General features: G+C 72.3%; 6 protein-coding genes. All 6 read left to right on the top strand.

Annotated elements, in window-relative coordinates:
- On the top strand, positions 1-737 hold a 737-nt coding region (locus ABGB08_RS04225), incomplete at its 5' end, for a phosphopantetheine-binding protein (protein WP_347586423.1).
- Positions 734-8500 (top strand): amino acid adenylation domain-containing protein, encoded by a 7767-nt coding sequence (locus ABGB08_RS04220; protein ID WP_347586421.1) that lies wholly within the window; start codon positions 734-736, stop codon positions 8498-8500. The genes ABGB08_RS04225 and ABGB08_RS04220, both read left to right, overlap by 4 nt.
- Positions 8484-9407: an ornithine carbamoyltransferase gene (locus ABGB08_RS04215; RefSeq protein WP_347586419.1), complete on the top strand. Its 924-nt coding sequence runs from the start codon at positions 8484-8486 to the stop codon at positions 9405-9407. The genes ABGB08_RS04220 and ABGB08_RS04215 overlap by 17 nt, the downstream gene beginning before the upstream one ends.
- Positions 9404-10555, top strand: a complete 1152-nt coding sequence (locus ABGB08_RS04210) for a Zn-dependent hydrolase (protein ID WP_347586417.1) — start codon at positions 9404-9406, stop codon at positions 10553-10555. The genes ABGB08_RS04215 and ABGB08_RS04210 overlap by 4 nt, the downstream gene beginning before the upstream one ends.
- Complete coding sequence (locus ABGB08_RS04205; RefSeq protein WP_347586415.1) at positions 10552-11400, top strand: ABC transporter ATP-binding protein; 849 nt, start codon at positions 10552-10554, stop codon at positions 11398-11400. The genes ABGB08_RS04210 and ABGB08_RS04205 overlap by 4 nt, the downstream gene beginning before the upstream one ends.
- On the top strand, positions 11393-12253 hold the full coding sequence (locus ABGB08_RS04200) for an ABC transporter permease (RefSeq protein WP_347586413.1): 861 nt from the start codon (positions 11393-11395) through the stop codon (positions 12251-12253). Before ABGB08_RS04205 ends, ABGB08_RS04200 begins: the two co-directional genes overlap by 8 nt.
- The last annotated feature ends 9 nt before the right edge of the window (positions 12254-12262 follow it).

Here is a 12262-nt window from a genome sequence, read left to right as displayed (position 1 = left end):
CCACCGGCACTGCCACCACCGGCACTGCCACCACCGGCACTGCCACCACCGGCACTGCCACCACCGGCACTGCCACCACCGGCACTGCCACCACCGGCACTGCCACCACCGGCACTGCCACCACCGGCACTGCCACCACCGGTACCGCCACCGCCGCTACCGGCACCGGGACCACCGCCGCCGTCAGAGGCACCGGGACCGGGACTACCGCCGCCGTCAGAGGCACCGGGACCACAGCTGCCAGTGGCACCGGGACCACAGACCTCACTGGCACCACCGCTGTAACCGTCGCCGACCTGGTCGAGCACGCCCGCCGCTACCTGCCGGAGCACATGGTCCCCGCCGACGTCATCCTGGTCGGCGCGATCCCGCTCACCCGCAACGGCAAGGTGGACGTGACCGCCCTGCCCCTGCCGGGCGCGGCCGACGCCCCCGCCCACCAGGCGCCAAGAACCGAAACCGAGGAGATCGTCGCCGAGCTCTGGTCGCGCGTGTCGGGGATCGACGACCCGGGCGTGCACGACGACTTCTTCGCCGCAGGCGGTGACTCGATCACCGCCATTCGCCTCATCGGCAGCGTCAGGGACGCCTTCGAGGTGGAGATCTCCTTCCGCAGGTTCTTCGAGGCGCCGACCGTGGCGGGCCTGGCCGATGCGGTCGAGGACGCCGTACGCGCCGAGATCGAACAGATGAGCCACGACGAACTGCTCGCCTATCACGGAGAACCCGGGCCATGACCACACCGGACACCGAAACGCTGCGGGCCGACCTGATCCGCCGCAGGCTGGCCGGGGCGCGGCGGCGCAGGCAGGGCGTGCCGCCCGCCGACCGGTCGCGGCCGCTGCCGCTGTCGTTCGGGCAGCGGCGGCTGTGGCTGCTGCACCAGCTCGACCCCGGCAGCCCCGAGTACCTCGTCCCGATGGCGATGCGGCTGCGCGGGTCGCTCGACACGACCGCTGTCTGGCGGGCCTGGGACGCGGTGGCCGCCCGCCACGAGATCCTGCGTACTCGCTACCAGGTGATCGGCGGCGAGCCCGCGCAGATCGTCGACGAGCCCCGGCCGATCGAGGTCAGGGAGGCCGACCTCAGCCACCTGCCCGCCGCCGAGCGGCTGCCCGCCGCGATGGCGGTGTTCGAACGGGAGGCGCGTACGCCGATCGCGCTGGACCGGGAGTGGCCGCTGCGGATCTGGCTCGCCAAGCTGGACGACGACGACCACGTCATGGTCGCGGTCTACCACCACATCGCTTTCGACGGCTGGTCGCTGGGCGTGATCGACGCCGAATGGCCCGCTCTCTATCTTGGCTTCGCCCTCGGCCAGCAGGATCCGGCCGGGCAGTTGCCGCCGCTGCCCGTCCAGTACGCCGACTACGCCGCCTGGCAGCGTACCCGCATGTCGGGGGCGCTGCTGGAGCGCGAGCTCGCGTACTGGCACGAGCAGCTCGACGGCGTTCCCGCGCTGGAGCTGCCCACCGACCGGCCGCGCCCCGCCGTACGGGACTGGGCGGGTGGCAAGACCGAGTTCCACGTGCCCGCCGAGGTGGCGGAGCGGCTGCGCCAGGTCGGGCGGGAGCGCCAGGCCACCCTGTTCATGGTCGTGCTCACCGCCTTCCAGCTGCTGCTGTCGCGCTATTCGGGGCAGCGCGACATCGCGATCGGCACACCCGTCGCCGGGCGGGTCCTGCCGGAAATATCCGGAATGATCGGCTTTACTGTCAACACGCTGGTGATCCGCGGCAGGTGGCGGGGCGATCCCGGTTTCCGCGAGCTGCTCGGCCGCACCCGCTCGGTCGTCCTGGACGCGCTCGACCACCAGGAGCTGCCGTTCGAACGGCTCGTCGAGGACCTGCGGCCCGATCGCGACCTGTCCCGCAACCCGCTGTTCCAGGTGATGTTCGGCCTGCACAACCAGGAGTCCGGCGAGGGCGACTACGGCATTCTCAAGGCCGAGACGCTGCTCACCGAAGGCTCGGTCGCCAAGTTCGACCTCAACCTGCAGCTGGAGGAGACGGCCGAGGGCGGCCTGTTCGGCGTGCTCGACTACGCCGCCGCCCTGTTCGACCCGGCCACGATCGAGGCGATGGCCGGGCATTTCCAGCAGCTCCTGCGCGGCATCGCCGCCGACCCCGGCCGCGCGATCTCCGCCCTGCCTCTCACCGATGACGAGCCCGCCCGCCTCACCTGGGACCCGCCCGCCGTCCTGGTCACCGACCTGGTCGAGCGGCAGGCCCGTACCCGCCCCGGCGCGGTGGCGCTGACCGTCGACGGCGCGTCCCTCACCTACGCCGAGCTGGACGAACGGGCGAACCGCCTAGCCTGGCGGCTGCGCGCGCTGGGCGTCGGCCCGGAGACCCGGGTCGCGGTCTGCCTGCCCCGGGGGATCGCTTTGGTCCCGGCCCTGCTCGCGGTCTGGAAGGCGGGCGGCGCGTACGTCCCGCTAGACCCAGACCACCCGGCAGCCCGGCTGTCCCAGACCTTCGAGGACTGCGGCGCCCGCATCGTCATCACGGAACCGGCCCTGGCCGGAGCCTTCCCGAACGCGCACGTGCTGTCCCCCGACCAGCTGTCCGGCTCGAACGAACATGCGCTGTCCTCCGACCAGCCTTCGAGTCCGGATGCGCACGTGCTCTTTCCCGACCAGCCCTCTGGCCTGGACGCGCACGTGCTCTTCCCCGACCAGCCCTCTGGCCCGGACGATCCGCAGGGACCGCCGGAGCGGACCACCGACCCCGACGGCCTCGCTTATGTGATCTACACCTCCGGCTCGACCGGCCGTCCCAAGGGGGTGCTGGTCACCCACGCCAACCTCGCGCGGCTGCTCGGCGTCACCGAGGGCGAGTTCGGGTTCGGACCGGAAGACGTCTGGACGATGTTCCATTCGGCCGCCTTCGACTTCTCCGTCTGGGAGATGTGGAGTTCGCTCTCCACCGGCGGACGCCTGGTGGTCGTGCCGTTCGCCGTCTCCCGCTCGCCTGAGGAGTTCCGCGCCCTGCTCGTCCGGGAGCGGGTGAGCGTGCTCAACCAGACGCCGTCGGCGTTCGCGGGCCTGGCCGCCGCCCACCGCGACCCGCTCCCGGCTGGGCACCCCCTGCGCCTGATCGTCTTCGGCGGCGAGCGCCTCGACGCGGCCACGCTGCCCTCCTGGCCCGGCGTCGAGTTCGTCAACATGTACGGAATCACCGAGACCACCGTCCACGTCACCCTGCACCGGGTCGGCGGAGAGACGCCCGGCGTCAGCGTCATCGGCCGCCCGCTGGCCGACCTGAGCGCCCATGTCGTCGACTGCTACGGCGACCCCGCGCCGCCCGCCGTCGCCGGGGAACTCCACGTCGGCGGGGCCGGAGTCGCCCGCGGCTACCTGGGCAGGCCCGCTCTCACCGCCGAACGCTTCGTCCCCGACCCGTACGGCCCGCCGGGCTCGCGCCGCTACCGCAGCGGCGACCGCGCCCGCAGCCGCGCCGACGGCACCCTGGAGTTCCTCGGCCGCCTCGACGACCAGATCGCGCTACGCGGCTACCGCGTCGAACCGGCCGAGGTCGAAGCCATCCTTACCGCCCATCCCGCCGTCCACGAGGCGGCCGTCGCCGCCCGAAGGGGCAGGCTCGTCGCCTACCTCACCCGTCTCCCCGAGGGCGGCGAGGCCGAACTGCGACGGCACTGCGCCGCCGCCCTGCCCGCACACCTGGTCCCAGCCCTGTACGTCGAGGTCGAGCGCCTGCCGCTGACCCCCAACGGCAAGATCGACCGCCAGGCCCTGCCCGACCCCGGCACCGCGGCGACCGGCACGCCCGGCCCGCGCACCCCGCCGGGCACACACGGCGAGGCCCGCATGCTCGCCGAGTGGACACGAGTCCTGGCCCGCTCCCCGATCGGCGTCGACGACGACTTCTTCGAACTGGGCGGCGACTCGCTGCGCGCCGTCGCGCTTGTCGGGGACCTGCGCGCCGCCGGATTCGACGTCGCCGTACGCGACCTGTTCGAACTGCGGACCATCGCCCGCCTGGCCCGCCTGGCCGCCGACCGGCCCGCCGCCGGCGAGCACGTCAGAGCGGAGCCGTTCGCCCTGCTCGGTCCGGAGGACGCCGCCCTCGTCCCGGACGGCGCGGTCGACGCCTACCCGCTCTCCCAGATCCAGGCGGGCATGGTCTACCAGTACCTCGCCAACCCGGGTGCGGGCTACTACCACGACGTCTTCAGCTTCGGCATCCGCGACGACCGCCGCTTCGACGCCGAGGCCCTGCGCTCGGCCGCCACACTCATCACCGCCCGCCACGAGAACCTGCGCACCTCCGTCGAACTGGGCACGTTCTCGGTCCCCGTCCAGATCGTCCACGCCAAGGCGGAGATCTCCTTCGGCGTGCGCGACCTGCGCCACCTCCCCCCGGACCAGCGCGCAGCCGAGGCCGCCCGCTGGGCGGAGCGCGAGCGGGAACGCCCGGTAGACCTGAGCCACGCCCCACTGCTGCGACTGTTCGCACACATTGAGGAGGACCTGCGCTGGCGGCTCTGCATGAGCCTCCACCACGTGATCATCGAGGGCTGGAGCCAACACCTACTCCTGATGGAGCTCCTAGACACCTACCACTCAATCCGCGACGCCAAGCCGGAGCTCGCACTATCCGAACTCGCGCTGCCGGAGTCCACGCTGTCGGAGTCCACGCTGCGCGACCCTGCGCAGTCCGAATTCGCGCTGTCCGAGCCTGCGCTGTCCGAGCCTGCGTCGTCCGAATTCGCGTCGTCCAGGTCCGCGTCGTCCGGGTCCGCTCTGTCCGAACCTGTCCTTTCCGAACTTGTGCTGTCCGGGTTCGCGCCGTCTGAGTCTGCGCCGTCCGAGCCCGGGCTGCCCGCTGTCCGGTACGCCGACTTCGTTGCGGCCGAGCTCGCATCCCTCGCTGACCCTGCGGACCAGGGGTTCTGGGCCAAGACGTTGGACGCCCACGCCCGTTGGGCCGTACCGGAGGATTGGGCGGATCAGGACGCGGGCGACGAGCTCGATTTGCTCGGCGTCGATCTGCTGGACGCCTACGAAGGGCTACTGCGGCTGGCCGCTGTTGCGGGGGTGCCGCTCAAGAGCGTGTTGCTGGCCGCTCATCTGAAGGTGCTGGGTTCCTTCACCGGGGACGCGGCCTTCCACACTGGGCTGGTCTGCGACGCGCGGCCCGAGGTCGCAGGGGCCGACCGGCTGCACGGCATGTTCCTCAACATCGTTCCGTTCCCATTCCAGCTGGACGCGCCCACCTGGCGCGACCTGGTCCGGGACGTGTTCGACCGGGAGGTGCGCCTGTGGGGGCACCGGCGCTTCCCGCTGCCGGAGATGCAGGGCCGCTGGGGCGCGGGCGGGCCGCTGCTCGCGGCGTTCTTCAACTATCTCGACTTCCATATGGTCGACGGGGAACTCGTGGACCTGCTGGACAGCACCGGCGAGACCCCGAACGAGTTTCCTCTCCAGGTGACCGTCCGCAGTGGCACTCTCACTCTCACCGCCCGCCGCCGCGTCATCGGGCAATCGGCCCTGACCCGCCTGGCGGACACCTACCGGCGGGTCATCACCGCGATGGCCACCGATCCAGACGGCGACGCCCTGTTCGCTTACCTCCCCGCCCAGAACGACCCCACATCCGCCGAAGCCCCTCTAGAGGCTTCCCTTGAGGCTTCCCCCCTCCCGGTTCCGCTCCTGATCGCGGCCCACGCCAAGGCCACCCCGACAGCGGTCGCGGTCACACAGGGCGGCACTTCGAGCGGCACTTCCGGCGGAACCGAGGCGAGCACGACCGAGGGCGTGCCCCTGTCGTATGGCGAGTTGCACGATCGCGCGTCCCGTTTGGCGGGACGGTTGCGTGAGCTGGGCGCAGGGCCCGAGCGTGTCGTCGGCGTCTGCCTCGAACGCGGTCCCGAACTGCTGGTCGCGTTCCTGGCGATCTGGTACGCGGGGGCGGCCTACCTCCCGCTCGAACCGTCCTGGCCCCGTCACCGCCGTATGGCGCTGCTGGAGGACGCGGACGCTCGCATCCTCCTCATCGAGGGCGAGGGTCAGGTCCAGGGTGAGGGCCCGGGCGATGTCGAGAGCGGCGGTGAAGGCGAGGGCGGGGGCCAAGTCCAGGTCAAGGGCAAGGGCGGCGGTGAAGGCGGGGGCGAGCGCGGCGATCACGGTGACCAGGATGGCGGCGCCTTGGTCGTGGTCAGCCCTCGGGACGGGCGGTCGACGGAACCGGTCGAGCCGGTGGCCGTCGATCCCGACTCCCTTGCTTACGTGATCTACACCTCGGGTTCCACCGGGCGGCCGAAGGGAGTCGAGATCACCCATCGGAGCCTGTCGTCCTACCTGCGCGCCGCAGACGCCCGGGGCAGCGCGCCGCTGTTCTCCTCGGCCGCCTACGACATGGCCGTCACCTCCCTGTTCGCGCCGCTGACCCTCGGCCACCACGTACGGCTGCTCCCACCCGACCTCGACCTGGCCCGACTGGGCGACCTACTCCTCCAGGGCGGCCCATACGATTTCGTCAAGCTCACCCCCTCCCACCTGGAAGCCCTCACCCAGACCCTGCCACCCGCCGCCGCCGAAGGCCTCGCCCGCGCCTGGCTGGTCGGCGGCGAGGCCCTCACCCCCAGGCTGGCCGAACGCTGGCTCACCGTCGCCCCCGGCTCCAAGATCGTCAACGAGTACGGCCCGACCGAGGCCACCGTGGCCTGCACCGCGTTCACACCCTCGGCACCCGTCCCAGGACCGAGGGTGCCGATCGGCCAAGCCCTGCCGGGCGCCTCCGCACGAGTCCTGGACCGCTGGTTCGAGCCGCGCCCCGAAGGAACCCCGGGAGAACTGATGATCGGCGGCACCGGCGTGGCCCGAGGCTACCGGGCCAGGCCCGCCCTGACGGCCGAACGATTCGTCCCCGACCCCTACGGACCGCCGGGATCGCGCATGTACCGATCCGGCGACCTCGCCCGCGTCCTGCCCTCCGGCGACCTCGACCTGCTCGGCCGCCTCGACGACCAAGTCAAGATCCGCGGCTACCGGGTCGAGCCCGGCGAGGTCGCGGCAGCACTGGCAGAGGACCCGCAGGTGGCTGAAGCGGTGGTGGTGGCAACGGGCGACCGTCTCATCGGCTACATCGTCCCCGCGAAAGATCGCCCGGCCGATCACGCCGTGCCCGCACGGGACCAACTGGTCGATCACGCCCTGTCCGCGGGAAACGGCTTGGTCGATCACACCGTGTCCGCGGGAGATCGGGCGGTCGGCCACGCTGCATCTGCGGGGGACCGGTTCGACGATCACCCCCGATCCGGAGGGGACCAGCCGGAGGCTCACGCCGTACCAGCCGGAGAATTTGACGAGTCGGCGTGTCTGGCGCGGTTGCGGGAGCGGCTGCCGGGGCATCTGGTGCCGTGGCGGGTGGTGCGGGTCGAGGCGGTGCCGCTTACCGCCAACGGCAAGCTCGACCGCAAGGCCCTGCCCGATCCGGCCGGGCCGTCCCCGCGTGCCTCCGAACCGCCGGCCACTCCCGCCGAGCTCGAACTCGCCCAGATCTGGGCTGAGATCCTCGGCGTGGCCACGATCGGCAGGGACGATGACTTCTTTGACCTGGGCGGCCATTCCCTGCTGATGCTGCGAGCGGTCGCCCTGGCCGGTCGGCGCGGGCTCGCCCTGCGCACGCACGACATCCTCGAGCTGCGGACCATCCGCGCCCTGGCGGCCAGGCTGGAGTCTCCGCACCCCGAACCTTCGCTGATCTGGTTGCGCGAGCGGGACACGGACCTTCCCCCGATATACGCCGTGCACCCGGCGGGCGGCGCCTCGCACTGGTACCGGCCGGTGGCCGAGCGGCTGTCCCGCCCGGTCGCCGCCTTCGCCGTACCAGGCCCGGAGGAAGCGGCCGACCTCCAGCGGCTGGCCGGACGCTATGTCCGCCTGCTCGGCCCGGCCCCGCACCACCTGCTGGCCTGGTCCTCCGGCAGCGTGATCGCCTGGGAGATGGCCGCCCAGCTGATAGCCGCCGGTCACCCGCCGCCCGAGCTCACCCTCCTGGACCCGATGGCCGACATCCCCGGCAGCGCCGTCGGCGCCGACACCTTCGACCAGCTGGAAAGCCTGCTGCGCGACCCCGGCAGGACCCGGCTGGGCCGCCGCGTCGCCGACCTGCGGGCCAGGCGGATGCTGGCCGACCTCGGCATCCTCGCCGCCCGCGAGGACCTCGGCGCGCTCTCCGCGCAGATCGAGCTCTGGCGCGCCCTCGACGAGGCCACCGCCGCCTACCGCTTTCCCGCCCTGCCGCTGCGGGTCCGGCTGGTGGCCAGCGACGACTGCGCGGGGGGAAACCACACCGTGACCGGGCGCAGGCCGTACCAGGACTATCTCGGCCGGTGGCGCGAGCTCGCCGGCGGCGGGCTGAGCGTGCACCGGCTCGGCTGCGCCCACCGGGGCGTGTTCGATCCCCCCTACGTCGACACCCTCGTCCAGCTGCTCCGATCAAGTGAGGTGACCCCCCATGCGGCCAGGACCTGACCGCGCCCGCCACCTGATCTCCCTCACCGACCTGTCCGGCGAGGACCTCACCGAGCTGGTCGAGCGGGGCTGCGCCGTCAGCGCGGGCGCCGCCACCTCCGCCGGACTGCGGGGACGCGTCGTCGGCGTCTACTTCACCCGCACCTCCACCCGCACCAGGACCGCCTTCTCCGCCGCCGCCCTGCGCCTGGGCGCCGGCCTGATCTCGTACGGCCCCGGCGACCTGCAGGTCAACACCGGGGAGACGCTGCACGACACCGGCCGGGTGCTGGCCAGGATGCTCGACGTCCTGGTCATCAGGACCGCGGGCCCGCCCGAGGAGATGGCGGCGCTGGCCGCCCAGAACCGGATGCCCGTGATCAACGCCATGAGCGCCGACGAGCACCCCACCCAGGCCCTGGCCGACCTCACCACCCTGCGGCTGCGCTTCGGCGCGATCACCGGCCTGCGCGTGCTCTACGTGGGGGAGGGCAACAACACCGCCGCCGCCCTGGCCCTCGCCCTGGCCCGCTTCCCGGGCGCGGAACTGCACCTGCGCACCCCGCCCGGGTACGGCCTCACCGAACGCGTCACCCGCCAGGCCAAGGAGTACGGCGGCCTGGTCACCGAACGCCACGACATGGACGCCCTGCCCGGCGAGGTGGACGTCGTCTACACCACCCGCTGGCAGACCACCGGCACCACCAAGCCCGACCCGCACTGGCGGGACACCTTCGCCCCCTTCCACGTCGGCCAGAAGTTGATGGACCGCTACCCGGACGCGTTCTTCATGCACGACCTGCCCGCCCACCGGGGCGAGGAGGTCGCCGCCGAGGTCCTGGACGGGCCGCGCAGCATCGCCTTCGACCAGGCGGAGAACAAGATGCACAGCGCGACCGCCGTGCTGGAATGGGCGGTGGGCGCGTGAGCCCCCGCATCTCCGCCGACCGCCTGCTCGCCGACCTGGACGCGCTGGCGGCCTTCGGCGGGCGGCCCGACGGCGGCGTGGACCGGGTCGCCGGGTCGGCCGCCGACCTGGCCGCCCGCGACTGGCTGGCCGGCCGCATCGAAGACGCCGGCTGCCTGGCCTGGCGGGACGGCATCGGCAACGTCTTCGGCCGCCACCCCGGCGGGACCGGTCCCTGGCTGCTGACCGGCTCGCACACCGACAGCGTGCCCGGCGGCGGGCGGCTGGACGGCGCCTACGGGGTGATCGCCGCCCTGGAGGTGCTGCGCACCCTGCGGGAGGCCGCCCACCCGGCCGCGCTGACCCTGGAGATCGTCAGCTTCTGGGACGAGGAGGGCGCCTCACCCGCCTCCGACGGCGGCCTCGTCGGCTCGACCGCCTTCTGCGCGGGCGACCACATATCCGACATCGCCGCCTTCGTGGAGCTCCACATCGAGCAGGGCCCCCGGATGGAGGCCGCCGGTCTTGAGCTGGGCGTCGTGGAGGGCATTGTCGGCATCGACCGGCACACCGTCACCCTGACCGGGGAGACCAACCACGCGGGCACCACCCCCATGCACGGCCGCGCCGACGCCGCCCGCGCGGCCGCCCGGGTGCTGGTCCAGGTCAGGGAGATCGCCGCCGCGGCCGACCCCGGCATGGTCGCCAACGTCGGCTGCGTCGAGGTCCTCCCCGGCGCGCCGAACGTGATCCCCGGGCAGGCCCGCCTGGTGGTGGAGTTCCGCGCCGCCACCCCGGCCGCGCTGGAGACCGCCGCCGCCGGGCTGCGAGCCCACGCCGCCCTGGTCGCCGAGGAGGAGAACTGCGTGGCGCTGGTCGAGCCGCTGTCCAGCAAACCGAGGTCACGCTTCGACCCCGCCCTCTGCGACCTCCTGGAGAAAGTATGCAAACGCCTCGGCGCGCCCTTCGAGCGGATGGTGAGCTTCGCCGGTCACGACGCCGGCGTGCTCAGCCGCCACGCGCCGACCGCCATGGTGTTCGTGCCCAGCCTCGCCGGAGTCAGCCACGCCCCCGCCGAGCACACCCCGGACTGGCAGCTCACGCAGGGCTGCCAGGCCCTTCTGGAGACCGTGGTCTCCCTGGCCCACAGAGAAGGTGAGTCGCAGTGACGACGACAGCAGTGCGGGTGCGCGGCCTGCGCAAGCAGTACGACGGGGTGACCGCCGTCGACGGGATAGACCTGGACATCAGCCCCGGCGAGGTGTTCGGCCTGCTCGGCCCCAACGGGGCCGGCAAGTCCACCGCGGTCGAGATCCTCGGCGGGCAGCGCACCCGCGACGCCGGCGAGGTGAACGTGCTCGGGGTGGACCCCGGCCACGTCACCGCCGCCTGGAAGGACCGGATCGGCATCGTCTGGCAGACCACCGCCGACACCCCCGAGGTGACGGTCGCCGAGCTCGTCCACCACTTCACCCTTTACTACGAGCGCCCCCGCGACCCCGACCAGGTGCTGGACCAGGTCGGCCTCACCGACCAGGCCCGCAAGAAGGTGCACGCCCTGTCCGGCGGCCAGCGCCGCAGGCTCGACGTGGCGCTGGGCATCATCGGCGACCCCGACCTGCTGTTCCTGGACGAGCCCACCACCGGCCTCGACCCCGAGGCCCGCCGCCGCTTCGCCGACCTCATCCTCGGCCTGGCCGCCGACGGGACCACGATCATGCTCACCAGCCACTACCTGGACGAGGTCGAGGTGCTCGCCGACCGGCTGGCCGTGATCTCCCAGGGCCGGATCGTCGCCGAGGGGCGCCCCCGCGACCTGGGCGGCCGGGCCTCGGCGGTCAGCACCGTGCACTGGATGAGCGCGGACGGCCCGCGCTCGCTCGACACCGACACCCCCTCCCAGGTCGTGGTGGACCTGGTGGCCGAGTTCGGCGGCGAGGTCCCGGAACTGCGGGTCGACCGGCCCACCCTCGAAGACGTCTACCTGAAACTGATAGGAGCGACCGATGAGTGAGGTCACCGTTTCCCAGCTGGACCGGCCCGCCCCGCTTCCCGCGCTGCGCAACGACCCGCGCCGGGTGCTGCGGGTGGGCCTGGCCCGCGCGGTCCTGGAGACGAAGATGTTCTTCCGGGAGAAGGACCAGATCGCGTTCGTCTTCTCGATCGCCGTGGTCATGCTGATCATCCTGGCGTCGATCTTCACCACCCAGTACCGGGGCACCGACATCACCGTCTCCCAGGTGTACGTGGCGGGGCTGATCGGCACCGGCATCACGGCGGTGAGCTTCCAGAACCTGGGCATCTCGATCGCGGTGGAGCGCGACCAGGGCGGCCTGCGGAGGCTGGCGGGGACGCCCATGCCGCCCAGCGCGTACTTCATCGGCAAGGTCGGCAGCGTCCTGGTGGTCGCCGTCATCCAGGTCGCGATCCTGCTCGTCCTCGGCGTCGTCCTGTACGACCTGCAGCTGCCCGCCACGATCGGCCCGTGGCTGACCTTCACCTGGGTGTTCCTGCTGGGTCTCGCCGCCATGACCATGCTCGGCATCGCGGCCAGCAGCGTGCCCCGCTCGGCCCGCAGCGCCACCGCCGTGATCACGCTCCCGTTCGTGGTCCTGCAGTTCATCTCGGGCTCCTTCCTCCCGCACACCGACCTGCCCGACTGGCTGCTGAACCTCTCGGCGATCTTCCCGCTGAAGTGGATCTGCCAGGGCATGCGCTCGGTCTTCCTGGGGCAGGAGGCCGCGTTCATGGAGATCGCCGGATCGTACGAGCTGGGCAAGGCCTTCCTGGTCCTGGCCGCCTGGGTCGTGGGCGGCCTGGTGCTCTGCCTGCTGACGTTCCGCTGGAAGGACCAGCACGCCGGATGACCGCGCCGG

The organism is Acrocarpospora sp. B8E8, from assembly GCF_039871605.1.
Taxonomy (GTDB): Bacteria; Actinomycetota; Actinomycetes; order Streptosporangiales; family Streptosporangiaceae; genus Acrocarpospora; species Acrocarpospora macrocephala.
This window is presented reverse-complemented; position numbering and strand designations above follow the sequence as displayed.